The organism is Paenibacillus sp. M2, assembly GCF_046713495.1.
Taxonomy (GTDB): Bacteria; Bacillota; Bacilli; order Paenibacillales; family Paenibacillaceae; genus Paenibacillus; species Paenibacillus amylolyticus_B.
Genome location: NZ_CP169648.1, coordinates 4,522,889 through 4,543,774, shown reverse-complemented (window position 1 = coordinate 4,543,774; position 20,886 = coordinate 4,522,889). Strand labels below are relative to the sequence as shown.

General features: G+C 46.9%; 23 protein-coding genes. 22 read left to right on the top strand and 1 reads right to left on the bottom strand.

The window, feature by feature from the left end; all coding sequences use genetic code 11:
- Positions 1-5: 5 nt before the first annotated feature.
- From ACETMN_RS20580 to ACETMN_RS20550, 7 genes are all read left to right on the top strand, one after another.
- Positions 6-185, top strand: coding sequence for an IDEAL domain-containing protein (locus ACETMN_RS20580; RefSeq protein ID WP_017687723.1), 180 nt, complete (start codon positions 6-8; stop codon positions 183-185).
- 153 nt (positions 186-338) lie between these two features.
- Positions 339-761, top strand: coding sequence for a DUF2487 family protein (locus ACETMN_RS20575; RefSeq protein WP_411735051.1), 423 nt, complete (start codon positions 339-341; stop codon positions 759-761).
- 192 nt (positions 762-953) lie between these two features.
- Positions 954-1,493: a ubiquinol-cytochrome c reductase iron-sulfur subunit gene (locus tag ACETMN_RS20570; RefSeq protein ID WP_036607648.1), complete on the top strand. Its 540-nt coding sequence runs from the start codon at positions 954-956 to the stop codon at positions 1,491-1,493.
- Positions 1,494-1,508: 15 nt separating this feature from the next.
- A complete protein-coding gene (qcrB, locus tag ACETMN_RS20565; protein WP_017687726.1) occupies positions 1,509-2,180 on the top strand; it encodes a menaquinol-cytochrome c reductase cytochrome b subunit in 672 nt (223 codons plus the stop codon).
- Between the two features lie 21 nt (positions 2,181-2,201).
- Entirely contained in the window at positions 2,202-3,086 is an 885-nt protein-coding gene (locus tag ACETMN_RS20560) for a menaquinol-cytochrome c reductase cytochrome b/c subunit (RefSeq protein WP_091018012.1), read from the top strand.
- Positions 3,087-3,199: 113 nt separating this feature from the next.
- On the top strand, positions 3,200-3,826 hold the full coding sequence (locus ACETMN_RS20555; RefSeq protein WP_210108601.1) for a DUF1405 domain-containing protein: 627 nt from the start codon (positions 3,200-3,202) through the stop codon (positions 3,824-3,826).
- A gap of 66 nt (positions 3,827-3,892) precedes the next feature.
- Positions 3,893-4,762, top strand: a complete 870-nt coding sequence (locus tag ACETMN_RS20550; RefSeq protein WP_411735050.1) for a sporulation protein YpjB — start codon at positions 3,893-3,895, stop codon at positions 4,760-4,762.
- Between the two features lie 120 nt (positions 4,763-4,882).
- Here ACETMN_RS20550 and ACETMN_RS20545 read toward each other — a convergent pair whose 3' ends face one another.
- The gene (locus ACETMN_RS20545) at positions 4,883-5,752 is read right to left on the bottom strand and encodes a YitT family protein (RefSeq protein WP_036607636.1); all 870 of its coding nucleotides are present in this window, start codon (positions 5,750-5,752) and stop codon (positions 4,883-4,885) included.
- A gap of 172 nt (positions 5,753-5,924) precedes the next feature.
- Between ACETMN_RS20545 and ACETMN_RS20540 the strand changes: the two genes are divergently transcribed.
- The 15 genes from ACETMN_RS20540 (at position 5,925) to ACETMN_RS20470 (ending at position 20,847) form a co-directional block, all read left to right on the top strand.
- Positions 5,925-6,254: a nucleotide pyrophosphohydrolase gene (locus ACETMN_RS20540; RefSeq protein WP_017687732.1), complete on the top strand. Its 330-nt coding sequence runs from the start codon at positions 5,925-5,927 to the stop codon at positions 6,252-6,254.
- Between the two features lie 50 nt (positions 6,255-6,304).
- Positions 6,305-6,829, top strand: coding sequence for a tetratricopeptide repeat protein (locus tag ACETMN_RS20535; RefSeq protein ID WP_105599390.1), 525 nt, complete (start codon positions 6,305-6,307; stop codon positions 6,827-6,829).
- An 80-nt stretch (positions 6,830-6,909) separates the two neighbouring features.
- Entirely contained in the window at positions 6,910-7,713 is an 804-nt protein-coding gene (gene dapB, locus ACETMN_RS20530) for a 4-hydroxy-tetrahydrodipicolinate reductase (protein ID WP_036607633.1), read from the top strand.
- Positions 7,714-7,724: 11 nt separating this feature from the next.
- Positions 7,725-8,165, top strand: a complete 441-nt coding sequence (gene mgsA, locus ACETMN_RS20525) for a methylglyoxal synthase (protein ID WP_017687735.1) — start codon at positions 7,725-7,727, stop codon at positions 8,163-8,165.
- Positions 8,162-8,860 (top strand): bacillithiol biosynthesis deacetylase BshB1, encoded by a 699-nt coding sequence (bshB1, locus tag ACETMN_RS20520; protein ID WP_105599388.1) that lies wholly within the window; start codon positions 8,162-8,164, stop codon positions 8,858-8,860. The genes mgsA and bshB1 overlap by 4 nt, the downstream gene beginning before the upstream one ends.
- Positions 8,861-8,959: 99 nt before the next feature.
- On the top strand, positions 8,960-10,120 hold the full coding sequence (bshA, locus tag ACETMN_RS20515) for an N-acetyl-alpha-D-glucosaminyl L-malate synthase BshA (protein ID WP_091018005.1): 1,161 nt from the start codon (positions 8,960-8,962) through the stop codon (positions 10,118-10,120).
- Positions 10,121-10,182: 62 nt separating this feature from the next.
- Entirely contained in the window at positions 10,183-11,481 is a 1,299-nt protein-coding gene (locus ACETMN_RS20510; protein ID WP_223199728.1) for a CCA tRNA nucleotidyltransferase, read from the top strand.
- On the top strand, positions 11,468-12,445 hold the full coding sequence (locus ACETMN_RS20505) for a biotin--[acetyl-CoA-carboxylase] ligase (protein WP_105599387.1): 978 nt from the start codon (positions 11,468-11,470) through the stop codon (positions 12,443-12,445). The genes ACETMN_RS20510 and ACETMN_RS20505 overlap by 14 nt, the downstream gene beginning before the upstream one ends.
- A 344-nt stretch (positions 12,446-12,789) precedes the next feature.
- A complete protein-coding gene (panB, locus tag ACETMN_RS20500; protein ID WP_105599385.1) occupies positions 12,790-13,668 on the top strand; it encodes a 3-methyl-2-oxobutanoate hydroxymethyltransferase in 879 nt (292 codons plus the stop codon).
- Entirely contained in the window at positions 13,665-14,561 is an 897-nt protein-coding gene (gene panC, locus ACETMN_RS20495) for a pantoate--beta-alanine ligase (RefSeq protein WP_091018001.1), read from the top strand. Before panB ends, panC begins: the two co-directional genes overlap by 4 nt.
- Complete coding sequence (panD, locus tag ACETMN_RS20490; protein WP_017687742.1) at positions 14,554-14,937, top strand: aspartate 1-decarboxylase; 384 nt, start codon at positions 14,554-14,556, stop codon at positions 14,935-14,937. The genes panC and panD overlap by 8 nt, the downstream gene beginning before the upstream one ends.
- Positions 14,938-15,054: 117 nt before the next feature.
- The gene (locus ACETMN_RS20485) at positions 15,055-15,678 is read left to right on the top strand and encodes a tetratricopeptide repeat protein (RefSeq protein WP_307534868.1); all 624 of its coding nucleotides are present in this window, start codon (positions 15,055-15,057) and stop codon (positions 15,676-15,678) included.
- A gap of 141 nt (positions 15,679-15,819) precedes the next feature.
- A complete protein-coding gene (gene dinG / locus ACETMN_RS20480) occupies positions 15,820-18,681 on the top strand; it encodes an ATP-dependent DNA helicase DinG (RefSeq protein WP_411735049.1) in 2,862 nt (953 codons plus the stop codon).
- Positions 18,682-18,899: 218 nt separating this feature from the next.
- Positions 18,900-19,553, top strand: a complete 654-nt coding sequence (locus tag ACETMN_RS20475; protein WP_411735048.1) for a redox-sensing transcriptional repressor Rex — start codon at positions 18,900-18,902, stop codon at positions 19,551-19,553.
- Entirely contained in the window at positions 19,540-20,847 is a 1,308-nt protein-coding gene (locus ACETMN_RS20470; protein WP_091017994.1) for an amidohydrolase, read from the top strand. Before ACETMN_RS20475 ends, ACETMN_RS20470 begins: the two co-directional genes overlap by 14 nt.
- The last annotated feature ends 39 nt before the right edge of the window (positions 20,848-20,886 follow it).

Sequence of the window (20,886 nt, the reverse complement as noted above, 5' to 3'; positions counted from 1 at the left end):
TCCTATTGGATAAAATGAAAGTTACGTATGAAGTCATGTTGGGGCTGGCAGCTGAGATGGTTTGGGACGAAGCGCTTCGCAAACAGCGCAGCGAGAAGCTCTATTTGGAAATCGATAAAGCGTTAGCTACCGGAGACGAAGTAGCTTTCCGGAGTCTGACGGATGAACTGAGGACCATAAACTGATAGCCAAAAATAGTTCCTTTCTGAGATAAAAGGGAATGCGCAGAGGCGTATTTCCTTTTTTGATATGTGTAACTCTGAAATGAATGTCTGGATTTATAAGATATGGTCATATATAATATGGGAATAAAATGGATAGAGAGGGGATATAGGGAATTGAAATTCAGTGAGATGACTCAAGACAGCTGGGCTGAACTGCAACTCTATCTGGATACATGCCTTATTCCATACACAGCTCTTAGCGGTGAGCAGTCGCCAGTTGAAGCTACCGAGGCATTGGAGCGGCTGAGAGATTTTCTGGACATGGTCGAAATTCCTTTCAAAGGGAGAATCATAACTTATCCAGCCTTTCATTATGCCAATTCGGAATTGTCAATGACATTAAATTCCTTGTCCGCACAGCTTAAATCTTCAGGATTCAAATATGTGGTTATTATGACATCAGATGGTCATTTGGATGGCATGGACATTCCAGCTGCTGATCTGGTTTTGAGTCGGTCCGTCTTAACTCATGAGGTTGGAGAAGAAGGGATTGCGAGATTTGTAGGGGAAAAGATACGAGAGTTGTGGAAAAAATAGTTTTTAGCGACAAATGTGACAATTTTACAACAATTTTTTAATAACGCTTACAATTGAACCTTAAAAATGTGTGACAAATTCTTGACGGTGTTCTAGGGCTACTATATGATTATGTATGTTCTAGTAAGTCGTGGAATTTATGAAAATGAAAACGTTTGAGAGAGTTGGCTGAAAAAGGGGGTTGGAGACAGTATGAGCAGTGAGCATGACCACGAAGCTTCATTGAAATTGCCAAGCCGCATGGAGATGTCACGCAGGCAGTTCTTGACGTACACGCTTGGTGGAGCTACAGCCTACATGGCCGCCGGTGCAATCCTTCCTATGGTCCGTTTTGCGGTGGACCCGATTTTGCAACATAAGGGAGAAGGCACCTCTGTCAAAGTAGCTGAAATCAGCAAAATTACGAATGAGCCTCAAGAATTCACCTTTGAACTTAAACAACAGGATGGTTGGTATCTGAGTAATGCATCGTTAGTGGCGTGGATTCGCAAAGACGAGCAGGGTAAAATTTATGCACTCTCACCTATCTGTAAACATCTGGGATGTACAGTAGGCTGGAATAGTGACAAGCAGTACCCTGACGAGTATCATTGCCCCTGCCATGGCGCGCACTATGACAAGGAAGGGAAGAATCTTGCCGTAGCCCCCAAACCGCTGGATGAGTACGTAGTCAAGGAAGAGCAGGGTTGGGTATATCTGGGCGACATTGTTCCGAACACCCGAGTGAATTAGGAGGCGTGAACGCAGATGTTTAAAAATGTCTATGACTGGATTGACGAGCGTCTCGACATCACGCCAATCTGGCGGGACGTTGCGGATCATGAAGTTCCAGAGCATGTAAATCCGGCTCATCACTTTTCCGCATTCGTGTACTGCTTTGGTGGATTGACGTTCTTTATTACTGTTATTCAGATTTTGTCAGGCATGTTCCTGACCATGTATTACGTACCTGATATTATCAATGCCTACGCAAGTGTGGAGTATCTGCAGACCAAAGTAGCCTTCGGCCAAATTGTTCGCGGCATGCACCACTGGGGAGCCAGTCTGGTTATCGTAATGATGTTCTTACATACGATGCGTGTGTTCTTTACAGGCTCTTACAAGGCACCGCGTGAAATGAACTGGGTTGTCGGCATGCTGATCTTTTTCGTCATGTTGGGCCTGGGGCTGACAGGGTACTTGTTGCCATGGGATAACAAAGCCTATTTTGCAACAAAAGTAACACTGGAGATTGCCAATACGGTTCCTTGGCTGGGACCGATTATTAAAGAATTCCTGCAAGGCGGTACGATTGTTGGTGCACAGACACTAACCCGATTCTTTGCCCTGCACGTATTCTTCCTCCCCGCTGTGCTTCTGGTGCTTCTGGTCGGACACTTTATCATGATCCGCAGACAGGGCATTTCGGGACCACTATAAACTGAGAAGGGAGGAATCGCAATGGCTCACGGACATAAGAAGGATGATGAGGAAAAGGTTATCTTTGTCGGTGATTCACGGGTCCGTAAAGGGGCGGGATTTATTACCCCGCCTGATTACACGGCGTATCCCGGCAAATCAGAAGCCTTTATTCCCAACTTCCTGCTGAAAGAATGGATGGTTGGTGTCGTTGTATTGGTGGGGATTCTGGTACTAACGATCTCAGAACCTGCACCTTTGGGGTATCCGGCCAATCCAAGCGCATCCGTTATACCCATGCCGGACTGGTACTTCCTTTTTCTGTATCAGTACTTGAAGTATCCATACGCATCGGGCGATTACGTTCTGCTCGGGGTACTGGGAGTCAGCGGAGTCGCTTTTGGAGCTTTGCTGCTGGCACCATTCCTGGACACAGGTAAGGAGAGGCGTTTCTATAAACGCCCCATTGCTTCATCACTGATGATTTTGTCGGTCATTTCTGTATTCTATCTGACGAATGTAGCGTGGACACATTACGAGCATGAGTTGGAAGCAAGTGGACAGAAGCCTGAGCATATTCAACGTGAAGAAGAAGCACTGGAGAGGCGTGAACAGGGGCTCCCACCAGTTTCCAACGCACCCGGACAGCAAGAGGAAGTTGCGATCGTGGAGCAGGATGATCCTGCAATGGAAACGTACAAGAAGGCCGGTTGTATTGGCTGCCATGCGGCTGATATGAAGGGCGCAAGTGGACCTTCACTTCGGGGTGTGGGTGACAAGCACAGTCAGGAAGAGATTCTGACTATTATCAAAGAAGGTTATAACGAGATGCCTGCGATGTACGATCAAGCGATTGCTCAAGGTGTAACGGATGAAGAGATTACTCATCTGACCGAATGGCTTGCGAAACAGAAAGCAGAACAGTAAAATCGAAATAACCAATGAAACCTGATCGTTTATGCGGTCAGGTTTTTTTTGAAGTGTTTTTTTGGACAGCACTGTATCGTGCGCAATATATGATCAAGGAAGGGGCAGGGAATGTGGCTTTATCGTATTTCTGGAGTAGGGAATTTCTGACCAATCGTTATTTCCTGTGGCTATTATTTTGGTGTAATGCGGTAGGAACGGTATACGGATACATCTGGTACGGAGAGCAAATGAAATTGACGCTGGCTGAGCAGCCGGTGTGGCAGATCGTATTTGTGCCAGATAGTCCAACAGCGAGTTTGTTTTTTACTTTAGCGTTGCTATGGATATTGTACCCACCACGGTCCATTGTTATCAAACGGATCGGACATGTGATTCAGGCGCTTGCTGTGGTCACATCTGTGAAATATGGCGTGTGGGCCGTATCCATTATTTTCGCTGGCTGGATGCAAGGCGGCACACAGCACTGGCAAGACTGGATGTTGATTGCTTCGCATAGTGCAATGGCGATTGAAGCTCTGATATATGTACGCTTTTTCGGCTTCCGCTGGGCTTCCCTTGTCGTTGCAGGTCTCTGGACACTATTGAATGATACGATGGATTATACATATGATATTTACCCTTGGTTACCCGGTTCCCTCTATGATCATGTAGATGGTGTACGTAATTTCACATTCGGACTGACACTGGTGAGCATTCTGTGCGCGTGGCTGGCTTTAAGACAAGCGAAACGAACCTAATATCCGATCTTGAGCTTGTTCTAATGAACTGTCCCCCGCCATACATTGGTGGTGGGAGGGATGTCCATGAAGAGAACGTTTGGGATCAAAACTGGCTTACTGGTGGTATCGTTCATGGCTCTGTTGCTTTGGACGAACTTAGCATATCGTGTATCCGCGCAAAGTGAAGCATTGAATTTGAATTCAGATCAGCAAGTGTCCACAAGCAATTCAATTGCACAACTGAATGAGGAAGCAGCCATATTGTATCGACAGGCGCTTGAGAATAATATTGAAGAAGTGCGAGGCAGCATTCTGCGTATCAGTAAAAGTCTGGAGCATATCTCTTTTGAGGGACAAACAACAGTTGAGGGCATTCACGCCTTGTCCGAAACCATTGTTGAAGTGAAACAAGCCGTTGTGAAGGTGAAAAATGACGATGCTTCTCTTCAGCAGTCCTCTGCCAAACTCAGACTTGCAGCAGATAGTCTCGCGAATCCAACCAAGCCTTTATGGCTTCAGTATTATAAAATCGTGAAAAACGATCTGGACGCTTTATCCGCTGCTACAAATCAAGGGCAAACTGCGGCCGTACTGGCAAACCGTTACACCGTTCTGGAGGAGCATTATGAGACGATTCGTCCTGCCGCACTGATTCGCCGTGAACCGTATGAGATTGCTCAGATGGACGCCTGGTTATCTCATACCAAAGGGCTTATCGCTGCCAAGCAACCTGATCTGGCTCAATTAAAGAGCATGGTTGGCCATGGGGAGGAACTGGTGAACCAGTTGTTTGGTCGCGAGAAGGACGAGAGCGCGTTTGTACCTTTTGTACAAGGCCCTGATCGCAGGGCAGCCGGGCTGCTCATTAGTTCGGTCATTGTGGCGACGTTAAGTTACGCCGGATATCGAAAATATCGTGCGCAGCAGCAGGGGATTTTTCCTTTTCGGCGCTAATCAGATATGAACTTGATCCTGGTCTATAAGTGGTATATAAAAAAGACCTCTTTTTACATGAACAGCCACGCTAACGGCTCTTCATGTAAAAAGAGGTTTTCTTGTAGTTTCTGTGTTATATCAGCTTTCTTTGAATCCTTCGCCATGTACATCGTGAACATCGCTGATGATGACAAAAGCTCTGGGGTCAATGGAACGTACAATGGTCTGCAGACGCCTGAACTCTTGCCTGGAGATTACACAGTAGGCCATGTGTTTGGCCTGTTTAGAGTATGCACCAATGGCTGGAATGAGGGTGACGCCACGATCCATATCCCGTGTGATCTGGTCCGCAATCTCGGGTGCATGGTCACTAATGATCATAAATGCCCGGGCAGAATATGCACCTTCCTGAATAAAGTCGATGACTTTAGAGGCAATGAATACAGCTACAAGCGTATACAAAATTTTTTCTTTGGGGATGTAGATGAGAGAGAGCCCGATAATGACGAAGTCGATGCCCAGTAATACTCGGCCCATACTCCATCCATACTTGCGGTTGAGAATACGGGCAATGATGTCTGACCCCCCCGTCGTTCCGCCCCAACGGAATACAATGCCAAGACCAGCTCCGAGGGTGACACCTGCATATAGGGCTGCGAGCAGGAGGTCATTCTCGGTATGTAATGGTTCAATCCAGCCCAGATGAATCAACTTCTCAAACAACCATAGAAAAACGGTCAGTGCCCCGATTCCGATACCCGTATAGATCATCTGTCTGCCGCCCAAAATTTTAAGCCCGATCAGAAAGAGGGGAACATTCAAAATCAGGGTTGTAAGTGAAGGTGAGATGCCAAAAGCGTAATTGATCAGCACCGTAACCCCGGTAAGGCCGCCTTCCATAAGCTGATTGGGGATAATAAAATAGAGGAGCCCAAAGGCATATAAGGCTGTACCCAGCACGATGGGAAGAACAAGTTTAACTTGAATCCAGGTTTTGGCAGTGCTCATAAGATCCCTCGCTGTAGATAAATTAGAATGAAGAAGCAATCATTCCCATCTAGTATACCTGTTTATTGATTCTTTAAAAATGATTTGTAGATGATGATGGTGGAAGTGAATCTAAATAACTGATATTATTAGGAACAAATACGACATCATTTCAAAAGGAGAATCCGTTCTCATGGAGAAAAGCATTGCAGAAATGCAGCGTGAGGTTGATCAGTATATCTCCCAGTTCAAGGAGGGGTATTTCAGTCCTCTGGCCATGTTGGCCCGGATGTCTGAAGAGGTTGGGGAGCTCGCCAGAGAAGTGAATCATGAGTTTGGCGAGAAGCCGAAGAAATCTTCCGAAGCAGCCAATTCCATTGAACTTGAGCTTGGAGATATTTTATTTATCACGATTTGTTTTGCGAACTCACTGGGAATTGATCTGGCTGAGGCGCACGATAAAGTCATGCATAAATTTAACACCCGCGATGCCAATCGGTGGACTCCCAAAAACACCGATTAGGCGTAGATTACATATGCTGTACCATCACCCGATCGGGGAGGGTCAGCTTAATGATGAAACCGGAAGAATATATGCAGCAGGCTTATCGCTGTATATTACAAAATGATTTTGAGCAGGCGATTCGTTGGTTCGAGTCAGCCATTCACGCTTATCCAAAACATGCGGAGTTATATTATCGCTGTTCCATTACACACGCCCGCAGCAAACATCTGGTTCCGGCGCTTGAATATGCACGCAAGTCGGTTGAATTGTCGCCAGGAACAGAAGAGTATATTTTGCATCTGCAGACGTTGGAAGCAAAACAATTGACCTCCAGAGCGAAGTTGCTGTTGGAGCAGGCGGGTACTGCAACACAGGAGCGCTATGTGGAAGCGTCTACGCTTCTGCAAGAAGCGGTCCAACTTGATCCGCTCTCAGTGGAAGCTCATGTTATGCTTGCGCTGGCTTACAGTGATTTGAATGAATTTGAATATGCAATTCAGGCGCTGCGTGAGGCGATTTTGATGGATCCGCAGAATGGGCAACTGCATCAGATGTTACAGGAAATCAAGCAACGTATGAAATCCATTCAATAAGAATTCATTTTGCAAAGATTTCTTTTGAGTAGAAATGGATTCAACGATATGATCCAACATAGCGAGGAGATGCAGTCAATATGAGTGAAGTAATCAGAGTTGCCGTGATCGGAGCGGCTGGCCGTATGGGCCGTGAAGTTGTGAAATTGGTACTTCAGGACCCGGAATTGGAGCTTGCAGCGGCTGTCAACCGCTCCGGAGCAGGCACGGATGCAGGAACCCTTGTTGGTTTGCCAGAGTGTGGGGTGCTGGTGACTGATGATATCGAAATGGCTTTTGCCGAAACAAAACCGCAGGTTATGGTTGATTTTACAGTACCACAATTTGCGTTTGCACATACTGAGATCGCGATCCGTCATGGAGTCAGACCTGTCATGGGTGTTACCGGCTTCACGCCGGAGCAGATCGAACAGTTGGACAAGCAGTGCCAGGACAAAGGAATTGGAGGGCTTATTGCCCCTAACTTCTCGATTGGTGCCATTTTGATGATGCGATTCGCAGCACAGGCTGCCAAACATATGCCAAATGTGGAGATTATCGAATATCACGGGGATCAGAAGCTGGATGCTCCTTCCGGAACTGCGATCAAAACAGCGGAACTGATTGCTGCCAATCGGGAAGAACTTCGTCAAGGTAATCCAAATGAGGAAGAAACGATTGAAGGATCACGGGGCGGGTATTACAATGGCTTCCGAATTCACAGTGTACGATTGCCTGGCGTATTCGCGCAGCAGGAAGTTGTTTTCGGAGACTATGGACAGTCACTCAAAATTCGGCATGACTCCTACGAGCGCGCAGGTTATATGCCTGGTGTTAAGATTGGTGTGCAAAAGGTTATGGAGTATACAGGAATGATCTACGGATTTGACCACTTTATCGACTAAAGGAGATTGTCATGTTGAAAATAGCATTTATCGCCCATGATCGTAAAAAAGAAGAGATGGTTAACTTCGTGACGGCATATGAGCCTGTTTTTACGGACCATCAATTATATTCTACAGGAACAACAGGCCTTCGTATTATGGAAGGAACATCTCTGAAGATTCATCGATTCGAATCAGGCCCACTGGGCGGAGATCAGCAGATTGGAGCTTTGGTTGCGCAAAATGAGATGGATCTGATTATTTTCCTGCGAGATCCACTGATGGCACAACCTCACGAGCCGGATATCAATGCGTTGTTACGTCTTTGTGATGTGCAGGGAATTCCCCTTGCCACGAATATCGCAACCGCTGAGATTCTGGTTAAGGCTCTGGATCGTGGTGATTTTGCCTGGAGAGAGCTGGTACATAAGTACAAGCCGGAGGCTGGATTGAATTCAGGTGATTCCGAATGAGTCTGGATATTCTCATCTTTGGAGCACATGCAGACGATGCGGAGATTGGTATGGGTGGAACGATTGCCAAACATACCGCTGCCGGCTTGAAAGTAGGCGTGTGTGATCTGACTCGTGCTGAGATGTCTTCCAACGGAACAGTAGAGCGCAGAACCGAGGAAGCGGAGCAAGCCTCCCGCGTCCTCGGTCTTTCGTGTCGAACGAATCTGGGGCTTCCTGATCGTGGCTTATATCTTACGCCTGAACATGTACAGGCGGTGACGGCTGAGATACGACGTCATGCCCCTCGGATGGTGTTTGCTCCGTATTGGGAAGATCGTCATCCGGATCATGTCAATTGCAGTAAGCTTGTGCAGGAGGCTGTATTTAACGCCAAGCTTCGCAACTACATGCCGGACATGCCTGCCGTGCAGGTGAAGGAACTTTATTTTTACTTTATTAATGACATCGGGCCTACGGATTTGATTGTCGATATTACGGAACACTATGAGCATAAAGAAGCTTCATTGCTCTCTTATCGTTCCCAATTCGAACTGGGAGACGGAGCGGTCTCAACGCCATTGAATCAAGGGTATATTGAACGTGTAAGAGCCCGTGATTCCTTGCTCGGACAGCGTAGTCTCATCCCGTTTGCAGAAGGTTTTGCTACAATTACACCTTACGTGGTTCATCAATTTGGCTCGGGTGCCCAATAAACGATTTTACATTTTACGTTTAATGAAACGAAGGGTTTCATTATTCCATTGCAAGATATCAACCTGCATGAAGCGGGAGATCAAAGGAGCGTCCACAGGATGGATAAAAAGCTAAAAATCGGCATCACCTGTTATCCGTCCCTCGGCGGGTCTGGCGTTGTCGCAACGGAGCTGGGCAAATTACTTGCCGAACAGGGGCATCAGGTTCATTTTATTGCCAACAGTATCCCGTTCAGACTGGGTACGTTCCAGAAAAATATTTTTTATCACGAAGTTGAAGTAAATGATTATTATGTTTTCCGTTACCCTCCGTATGACCTTTCACTGGCAACAAAGATGGCTCAGGTGGCTAAGTCACAGCAGCTGGATCTGCTGCATGTTCATTACGCCGTTCCACACGCAGTATGTGCCTTTCTTGCGAAACAAATGGTAGGGGACGGCCTTAAAGTGGTTACCACGTTACATGGAACGGATATTACGGTTCTGGCTCAGGATGAATCTCTGAAGGATCTGATCCGTCTGGCCATTAATGAAAGTGACGCGGTTACTGCCGTATCACAAGATTTGATTCGGGAAACGGTCGAATTGCTGGATATTCAGCGCCCAATCGATCTAACCTATAATTTTATTGACAAACGAATATATTATCCGCGGGATGCTGCGAGTCTGCGAAGAGACTTTGCTGCGCCCGACGAAAAAATATTAATGCACATCTCCAATTTCCGACCGGTGAAGAGAACTCAGGATGTGGTAGAGGTCTTCCGTCAGGTGCAGGAGCAGGTTCCTGCCAAACTGTTATTTGTTGGTGAAGGACCTGATTTGCCGAAGATGCAATGGAAGATTAATGATCTCGGCTTGAATGATAAAGTTCATTTCCTTGGCAAACAGGATGACATTGCTCAGGTCATTTCCATGGCTGACGTGTTGATGCTTCCATCGGAGAAGGAAAGTTTCGGACTTGTGGCGCTCGAAGCAATGGCTTGTGGCGTACCCACGATCGGTTCACAGGCCGGAGGAATTCCGGAACTGGTCTTACATGGTAAGACGGGATTCTTATCCGCGATTGGGGATACACAATCCATGGCCGAGAACACCATCCGTTTATTGACGGACGATCGTTTGGCTGCTGAGTTCAGGGAAGCATGTCTTCAGCGCGCGCATCACGACTTTTGCAATGATGCTATTCGGCATGAATATGAACAGATATATTACCGGGTGTTGGGAAGGGAAGTTCCGAATCTGAAGCCGATTTGCGGTTAATCATTTCTTAGACGAAATCATACTGTGGATACCACAACAGGCAAGAGAAGAGGTGATATGTGGTGGTTCAATGGACACAGGTTGATCGTGAAATGGCAAGGCAAAGTGAGAATGTACTCACAACATTAAACAAACATGGCTACAAGGCATATTGGGTAGGTGGTTGCGTTCGTGACGAATTGCTGGAACGAGTTGTAGACGATATGGATATCACGACATCTGCTTCTCCTCAGCAAGTCATGGAACGGTTTGACGATTGTATTCCTACAGGTTTGCAGCACGGTACGGTTACCGTTCGTTCAGGCGGTTATTACTTTGAAGTGACCACATTTCGAACAGAGTCCGAATATCAGGATAACCGCAGACCTGCTGCAGTTCAATTTGTTCAGGATATCAAGGAAGATTTACAGCGGCGTGACTTCACGATGAACGCTCTTGCCATGGACGTCACTGGGACAATCGTTGACCCGTTCGGTGGACAGACAGATATCAAGGAAGAGCGAGTCAGATGTGTAGGTTCTGCGATGGAACGATTTGGTGAAGATGCACTGCGGATGCTCCGCTGTGTCCGGTTTGCATCGGTATTCGATTTCAAAATTGCTCATAATACGTGGAAGGGTCTTGTAAGGCAGAAGGACCTGCTTCAACATATAGCGATGGAACGGGTACGGACCGAGATGGTAAAAATGATGTCGGGACCGCATCCATTAAGAGGGTTGGAACTGTTATACAGAAGTAATGCGCTTGCGCATATCAAAGCGCCGATAAGCTCGGCCCGATTCAACAAGATGTTGTTATCCAATCTGGAACAATTGTCAGGTCAGCATGTGTTGCTCCGTTGGTCACTCATCCTGATTGCTGGCGGTTATAGCAAGGATGAAGCAGATGTATTATTACGTCAGTGGACATTCTCCAATGAACATCGTTCTCGAATAACAGGGGTCCTTCAGGTGGAGCAGTTGATTCATACTTCCGTTCAGGAGCAGAAGGATACGGTCAGTCTCCGTTCCGATTGGATTGTTACTGTTCTGGCTTGTGGTGTTCAGGCGGCGGATGATTGGCTTAGAATACAGTCTACACTGCCAGCAGGATGGCGGAATCAATCCGAACAGGCAGAAATGCAGGTTGTTTTGGTTCAAGAGCTTGCAGCCGAATGGAGTCAATCGATTTCTGTGCATGACTTGAAAGAGCTGGATATCACAGGGGAACAAGTGTTACAAATGGTGCAGCGCAAAGGCGGGCCTTGGCTGGGGCAACTGATGAAACATTTGTTACGAGAAACAGCGATTGGAACGATAGCGAATCAGCATGAAGCACTAAGTGCAGAAGTGAAGCGGGTGGTTCAAGATGACCAAACATGAAGATCTGTTACATATGTTATTAAATGCAGAAGGACGATTCGTATCGGGTGAAGAGATTAGCCGTAATCTGTCCATCAGTCGGACCGCTGTGTGGAAACATGTGAACAAGTTGCGAGACATGGGGTATGAGTTTGAAGCTGTATCCCGCAAAGGATACCGTCTGGTAACGAAGCCGGATAGCATTGATGCTACTGGCCTCCAATTGGCACTGGATACAACCGTATTTGGCCGTAAGGCTGTTTTGTTGGCCTCGACCCTGTCTACGCAAGGGGATGTTCTCAAGCTAGCTGAGCAAGGGCAGGCAGAAGGTGCTGTGGTCATTGCGGAAGAACAAACAGGAGGAAGAGGACGTTTCGGTCGACAGTGGTTCTCTCCTCCGGGTAAAGGAGTCTGGATGAGTGTTCTGTTACGCCCTGATCTACCACTTCAGCACACGCCGCAGCTAACTTTATTAACAGGTGTGGCTGTATGTCGTGCCGTTCGAGCTTGTTCAGGAGCTGATGCAGGCATCAAATGGCCAAATGATCTGTTGATTGATGGACGCAAGGTATGTGGCATATTGCTTGAATCCACGGTGGAAGATCATGAAGTCAGATACTGTATTGCAGGTATAGGTGTTGACGTGAATTTTGATCCCGAGGATTATCCGGGAGATCTGACAACTATAGCTACTTCACTCAAGATGGAGACGGGGCAATCCGTAGATCGCACCAAACTAACGGCTGCCATTCTGACGGAGCTTGAACAGTTATATTTTTTGTATCAAAAAGAAGGATTTGGCGTAATCTCAGCCCTATGGGAGGCCCTGTCCGTATCGATGAATCGAGAGATTACAGTGACGAATCCTCATGGTGTCATTGAAGGGAAGGCAATCGGTCTTGACCCTTCTGGAGCACTTATCGTGGAGAAGCACGATGGAGAACATACACTAATCATCTCTGGTGAGATTTCCTGGAAATCATAAACAATTTGTCGAATTTTCACTGGTAAAATGAACATAAGACGTGAAGTTTGAGCAGAACTTTGGTATACTGTGTTCGTGAGGCGATATCGGCTAATGCAGACCGAATTGCACTCCCGTTACAGTAACCTTTGCTCTGCTTTGATGTGTTTTATATAAGCAGACCGCAGTGCAAGAATGAAATACGTTTAAGTGAGTTGTTGGATTCTGCTCTGAGCCGAAGAGGACCGAGACAGAAGGGACGATCGCAAGTGACTCTTTTTTGACTTTTCGGGACTTTTTAGTGGAAAACTAAAAGGTTTTTTTGTTGCGTTTATTTGAAAAGAAGAAAGGAGCCATGAGAGAAAATGGCGAACAAACAAGCATTGAATATTGTGAAAATGAAAAAATATAAGCAGGATGGCGTGCCGCTTACCATGATCACGGCTTACGATTATCCAACAGCACTCCTAGCAGAGGAAGCAGGTATCGATCTGATCCTGGTCGGCGATTCACTTGGCAATGTAGTACTGGGTTATAATTCGACGCTTCCGGTGACCATCGACGACATGGTGTACCACACACGTTCCGTTGTGCGCGGTGCTGAGAAGACATTTATTGTGGCTGATATGCCTTTTATGACGTATCATGGCAGCGTGGATGAGACGCTTAAGGGTGTACGTCGACTGATGCAAGAGGGGCATGCCCATGCGGTTAAAATGGAAGGCGGAGTTGAGATAGCGGACACCGTCAGAGCAGTCGTGCAAGCAGGCGTGCCGGTTCTTGGACATATCGGACTGACACCTCAATCGGTTAATCAGATTGGTGGTTACCGCATTCAGGGCAAGGATGCAGCGGATGCGAAACGTCTGATGGACGAAGCCAAGGCCTTGGAAGCTGCTGGTGCGTTCGGTATTGTGCTTGAACTGGTTACGGAAGAAGTTGCACGGGCGATCTCGGAGGAACTATCCATCCCTACCATAGGAATTGGAGCAGGACGAGGCTGTGATGGTCAGGTACTGGTATTCCATGATGTGGTTCAATACGCTTCTCCGTATACGCCCAAACGTTTTGTCAAAACCTATGGAGATGTGGGTACATTAATCAGAACCAGCATCGAAGCTTACGTGAAAGAAGTGAAAGATCGTTCGTTCCCGGCCGAAGAGCATGTATTCAATGTTGCGGATGGTGTTTTGGATCAACTGTACGGCGGACAACGCAAGGAAAAGGTGGGGAGTAACTCATGAAAGTATTACGGACAATCGCAGAGTTAAGACAGGAACTAAGCTTGAAGCGTCAAGCGATTAGGTCCAATACATCCGTTGTAGGTCTGGTACCAACAATGGGTTATCTTCATCAAGGTCATGCAAGCTTGATGCAGGCAGCCAGACAACAGAGCGATATCGTGGTATTAAGCATATTTGTTAATCCGATTCAATTTGGCCCTAATGAAGATTTTGACAGCTATCCGCGGGATGAAGCCAGAGATGTGGAAACAGCACGCTCACAAGGAGTGGATATCGTATTTATTCCCTCTGTGGAAGAGATGTATCCACAGGCAACGCAAACGACGGTATCTGTCTCAAAACTGACGGATCGCTTATGTGGTGCTTCCCGTCCGGGTCATTTTGATGGGGTAACAACTGTAGTCTCCAAGCTCTTCAACATCGTACAGCCACAGCGTGCATTTTTTGGTATGAAAGACGCTCAGCAGGTTGCGGTCATTCAACAGATGGTGAATGATTTGAATATGTCTGTAGAAATTGTACCCTGTCCAATTGTTCGCGAAGAGGATGGGCTTGCCCTCAGCTCACGAAATGTCTATCTTAGCGCTGAACAGCGTACACAGGCGTTGGTTCTGTCGAAGGCACTGCGTGCAGCTCAGGAAGCCGCAGATACAGGTGCAGCTATAAACGCCGCAGATATCCGTCGTATTCTGCACGAGCAGATTGCAACCTCACCACTTGCGGTTATCGACTACGCCGAGATTCAGGCTTTTCCAAGCCTGGAGCCGCTCGCAGATCAGGAAGAAGTTCAAGGACGTGATGATCTGCTCATTGCACTTGCGGTGAAATTCGGAAAAACAAGATTGATTGACAATATAAGGTTGCAAAAATCGGAGGTACTGTCCCATGTTTAGAACACTGATGAAATCCAAAATTCACCGGGCTACGGTAACGGAAGCCAACTTGAACTATGTGGGTAGCATTACCATAGATGAAGATTTGATGGAAACATCCGACTTGATGGAAAACGAAAAAGTGCAAATCGTGAACAACAACAATGGTGCACGTCTGGAAACTTATGTGATTCCAGGACCACGCGGAAGCGGGGTCATATGTCTTAACGGCGCAGCTGCACGTCTGGTGCAGCCTGGAGATAACGTCATTATCATTTCTTACGCCATGATGTCGCAAGAAGAGGCAAATACTCACAAACCCACCGTTGTGTTTGTAGATGGACAGAATAAACCTGTACAAACAATGAAACAGGAAGTCCACGCAACAATTATGTAATCGACTGGTAAGGAGAATGAAATCGGCCCTTGAAGCAAAAAATGAGTACAGGTCACTGCACTAATCCATTTTTTCAAGGGTGGGGATGCATCGATGTTCCAGCATGTTTTCGCAGAAATGAACGACATGTTAGATGAAATTATCAAGAGCTATCCTTCCGCTGAAGGCCTAAACAAACAGGAATTGCTGCAAAAGTGGAATTTGCTTAAGCGGATGAGTGACGGAATGCTGGATGAATGGCTGATGTTTGAAGAAAAGATGAGCCAGGTGAGGGAGCGGGAGATGGATAAGCCTACTTCCCTTGAACCGGAACAGGAAGCTGTTACTGCTCTGCCTGAACTCCATCTGGAATGTTTCAGTCGAGGTCAGGGCTATTTCAAATTACAGATGTATCCGCAGGCGATCATGCAGTTCTCCCGGGTTGTGACCGACCATCCGGAGAGTGCATTGACACGTTTTTACCTGGCGCTCGCGTATCTGAATCTGGAACAAATGGCGGAAGCCGGGACACATTTGCAGCAGATCATGTACCTTAAGGGTTCTCCTCGATTAAAAGGGCTTGTATGTAACGCCCTGGGCTGTATTCAAGCCAAGCTTGCGAATCCCGAAGCTGCATGCTCACTCTTTGCACAGGCCCTTCAGTATGACCCGACATTGACCGAACCACTGTACAACATGGAAGCTTGCAGGTTGAACAGGGGAAAATTGCAATATGCTAATCAGCTGACGACCCTTCATTAAGCGGGAATTCGGCGACAAAAAACGGTGTTCCCTCCTTTGGCATAGCGGCGGGGACACCGCTTTTTTGTCAGTTAATTTTCAAATCCCCTTTTTTTTGCTATGCTGTAACATAGACTGGAATGGAAGGGACCGTACATTGCAATGAAATTTGCCGTATTGGATTTCGAAACAACCGGCACGCAGTCCGACGGTGAGATTATACAGGCCGGACTTGCCATCATAGATCATGACTACAGCATAACTCAAATATATAGTTCTTATGTGAACCCTGGTGTACCGATTCCCCCGTTTATTTCGGGGTTGACGGGTATTACCGATGAAGATGTGGCGGACGCTCCTTCACTCGAAGAGATGATGATGGAGATGGTTCCGCTGCTTAATGATGTGGTGCTTGTTGGACACAACGTCGCTTTTGATTTTCACTTTTTGCAGAATGCTCTTGACCGTTGCGGGTATTTGCCGTTCACTGGCCGCATTCTGGACACGATTGATTTTCTGAAGATTACATTCCCATCACTGGGTTCTTATCAACTTGGTTATGTGTCTTCCGAATTTGGATTTCAACATGATCGCCCTCACCAGGCAGACAGTGATGCACTGGCGACAGCCTATGTGCTGCTCAAATGTCTGGATGAGTTAAAGGAATTACCGCTCATAACGATTCAGCGCCTCAGTGATCTGTTTGCACCAGAAGACAGTGACTTGGGTTGGTTTTTGGACGGAATGCGCAGTGAGAAGGAAGCAGAGCCGATTCAGGATCTGGACGGACATACCTATTATCGTCAGCTTGCTCTTAATGTAAGTGATTGGACTGATATAGGTGCACCACGCGATGAGCGGGAGGCTAACCCCCTCGATGGTGTAAGCTTCGAACAGTTTATGGACCAGGTTCGGGAGAACCTGAAGGATACGCTGGATCATTATGAAGAGCGTGAAGCGCAGACTCAGATGTTCAGCAGTGTAAGGCAAGCCCTGGATGAAGAGAAACATCTCTTGATCGAAGCAGGAACAGGCACTGGTAAATCTCTGGGTTATCTCTTGCCTGCTATTTACGAAAGTGTGAAGCAAGAACAGAAAGTTATGGTCAGCACGCATACAATCAACCTGCAGGAGCAATTGAGAGAGCGGGACATTCCGATGCTGACTCAAGTGGTTCCGTTCCCGTTTAAGGCTGCTGTATTCAAAGGACGTGGACATTACCTGTGCCTGCGCAAATTTGAACACAAAATCAATAAACGTGAATTCGCCACACCTAAAGAGGATTATTTCACAGCTGCTCAGATGATTGTCTGGCTTACGCAGACCGAAACCGGAGATGATGAGGAACTTAACCTTAGCGGACGCGGAGGGGACTTCTGGGAGACGGTACAGAGCGAATCTGAGTCTTGTCTGGGAAGATCATGTCCATGGTTCCGCAAATGTTTCTACCATCGTGCCAAACATGAGGCCGGGTTGTCTGATATTGTAATCACCAATCACTCCAAATTATTTACGGATGTGAAAGCCGCGCATCAGCTGCTGCCAGCCTATGAGAGTCTTGTGATCGATGAAGCACATCATCTGGAGGATGTAGCTGGTAAACATCTTGGAATGCATATGAAATATTTCACCTTGGTTCATACACTGACCCGCCTGTTTAAAGACAGTCGTAATGGACAGCTGCCTATGCTTCGTTCGCAGTTATCCGGGCATGAAAATTCGGTGCAATGGGGCTCCATGGTGGATCAGATGTTCCCGCTCGCTCTTGAAGTTAAGGATCTGTGGGATCGTATGAGTGATGCCTTGTTCGGTCTGTTGCCTGAACGAAGTGATGCTTCACCGGGAGAGACGGGGCAATTTTCCCTGCGTCTGAAAGCTTCTCAGAAACCTGCAAAATGGCAGGAGTTGCAGGGTCTGGAGAACCAGATCTATGTGACTCTGGGCGATTTGGTTCGCAAAGGGGACAAATTGCTGCTTGAAGTGAAAGAGGATCAGGATGATTATCAATCGGATAGTCTGATTACGGACATTACAGGATTGCTGAAAGATCTGACCACATTGAAGGAGAATCTGCGTTTCTTCATGCGTATGGATGATGCCAAAACGGTGTACTGGATGGAAGCCAGCGGTCAATTCCGCAGCAAATCTCTCCAGCTGTATGCTGTACCTGTAGATGTCAGTGCACAACTTAAGGATTTATTTTTTGATAAAAAGAAAAGTGTTGTGCTTACATCGGCTACGCTTTCGGTAGATAAGTCATTCCAGTTCATGATTGAACAGCTTGGCTTGCAGGAAGCTTCCGAGAATAATCGGTTGTTAACGTCGATGCTGCCATCACCTTTCAACTATCGCGATCAGGCACTTCTGGTGATTCCGCGTGATTTCCCGAGTGTGAAGGGCAGTGTGGGTGATGCGCACTTTGTCAATATGCTGGTGCAATCACTTGCAGAGACGGCAATTGCCACGCGTGGACGCATGATGGTTCTGTTTACTTCATACAAGATGTTGCGACAGGTCTATGATCCGCTGAAGGAGGCGCTATCTGGTAACGACATCTCGTTGCTTGGGCAAGGCGTTGACAGTGGAAGCCGCTCTAAGCTGACTCGCAGGTTCCAAGATGCCAAAGCTACGGTACTTCTGGGTACAAGCAGCTTCTGGGAGGGTGTAGATATCCCGGGAGAGGCGCTAACCTGTCTCGCTATTGTGCGACTGCCTTTCCAGCCACCGAATCATCCGTTGGTGGAAGCCAAGAGTGAGTTGCTTCAGGAACAGAAGAAAAATCCGTTCATGAAACTGTCCGTGCCGCAAGCGGTCATTCGTTTCAAGCAGGGATTTGGCCGGTTGGTGCGTACAGCGAAGGACAGAGGAATTGTCATTGTTTATGATACACGGGTGATTGAAGCGTACTATGGTAAATTCTTTTTATATTCATTACCTGGTCCCAAAATGGAGCATATGCTCACGGAGCAAATGGTTCCACGAATTACCGAGTGGTTGGAAAAACCTGTTAATGAACAAGAATAATGGTTGTTTTGTTCGTTATATCATTGCATGAGACTATCGTTTGGCGTTAAACTTTATTAGATATTTCCGTATCCGATTAAAGCAGTTGCACGTAAGAACTTATAACCTAAATTACAAGGAGCATTCTGTATAAAATGTCATGTTTATCTTTGAGTTTATACAGAATGCTCATCTTTTCATCTATTATTTTATCGTGGCCTTGGTAAGGGGGAGCAAGAATGAAATCGGATAAAATTTCGGAAGCGGTGGTACGACGTCTGCCTGTATACTTGCGTTATTTGAACGAGTTGCATCAGCGTGAGGTGGCTACTGTTTCTTCTCAAGAGCTTGGACAGAGGCTGGATCTGAATCCGGCCCAAATTCGTAAAGACCTGGCTTACTTCGGTGATTTTGGTCGTAAAGGGATCGGGTATGATGTATCCTATTTGATCGAGAAAATTCGTCACATTCTCAAAATCGATCAGCAAATTAATGTAGCTCTGGTAGGAGCGGGTAATCTCGGTCAAGCCTTGTCCAACTACAACACATATCTGAAAGACAACATGAAGATTGTTGCTGTATTTGATGCATATGGACCGAAGATTGGTAGTCAGATTAACAGTTTGACGGTAAAACCAATGAATGAATTGACGGAAGCGGTTAAAACAGAAAACATCCGCATCGGAATTATCACGGTTCCGGATACGGAAGCCCAAAATGTAGCCGATCAGCTTATTGAATCCGGAATCGAAGCGATTCTTAATTTTGCACCAACCATTCTAAAAACACCGCCGCATATCCGCATTCACCATGCTGACTTTACAACGGATCTGCTTAGTTTGGCCTATTACTTGGAGACTGGAAAGGACGACGAGGAAGATGACAACAAATAGATGGGTAATTCACAACGGCAAATTTGCCGTTAATGAAGGCGGCACAACATGGAACGTGGTTCAAGGATACATGGTTGTCGAGGATGACAAGATTGTGCATATTGGTGAGACATTGCCGGATGGAGACAAAAATTGTACCAAAGTGGATGGAAAAGGACTGTTCTTCCTGCCGGGTCTGATCAATACGCATGGTCATGCAGCAATGTCGTTGCTCAGAGGGCACGGAGATGATCTTGCGTTGCAAGTATGGTTGCAGGAAAAAATGTGGCCGATGGAAGCGAAAATGACTTCACAAGACGTATATTGGGGAACTTCGCTATCGGTGCTTGAAATGTTGAAAGGCGGAACTACAGCTTTCCTGGACATGTACGATCACATGGATCAAGTTGCCAAAGTTGTGGAGCAATCCGGTGTTAGAGCAGCACTGGCACGTGGTGTAATCGGGCTGTGCTCGGAAGAAGAGCAACTGCGGAAACTGGAGGAGTCGGCAGCGTTTGCACGTGAGTGGAATGGACAGGCAGATGGTCGCATTACAACTGTAATCTCGCCACACGCCCCATATACATGCCCTCCTGACTACATAGAGAAGCTTGTGCAGGTCGCGAACGACCTGAACCTTCCTCTCCATACACATATGTCTGAAACGCTTCGTGAAGTGGAGCAGAACGTGGCTGATTATGGACTGCGTCCTGTGGCACATCTGGAGAAACTGGGCTTTTTCTCACGTCCATCCCTGGTTGCACATGCGGTGCATCTGAATGACGAAGAGATTGAGATTCTGGCCCGTCATGATGTGGCTGTATCCCATAACCCGGGAAGTAACCTGAAACTTGCTTCCGGTGTTGCGCGGGTACCAGCATTACTGAAAGCAGGAGTTACCGTTTCACTCGGAACAGACGGACCGGCAAGCAACAACAACCTGGATATGTTCGAGGAAATGAGACTGGCTGCATTGATCCACAAAGGTGTATCTGGTGACCCGACGGCTGTGCCAGCAGGCGAAGCGTTACTCCTCGGAACGTCATACGGTGCCAAGTCCATTTTCATGAACAATACCGGAGCACTTGAGGTCGGCATGAAGGCTGATTTTATCGCTCTTGACATTGAACAGGCACATTTCTATCCACATACAGACCTGATCTCACATACAATCTACTCGGCTTCTGCCAAAGATGTTGAGCACGTATGGGTGGATGGAAAACAAGTGGTCAAACACGGCGAATGTCTGACGCTGGATGAAGAACGCATTTTGCGTGAGTCTCAATTGGCATTTGATGGTCTGCTTGCTCGTTAATTGCAGGACAGAGCATCATAGGGAAAGGAAGTTCGGCTT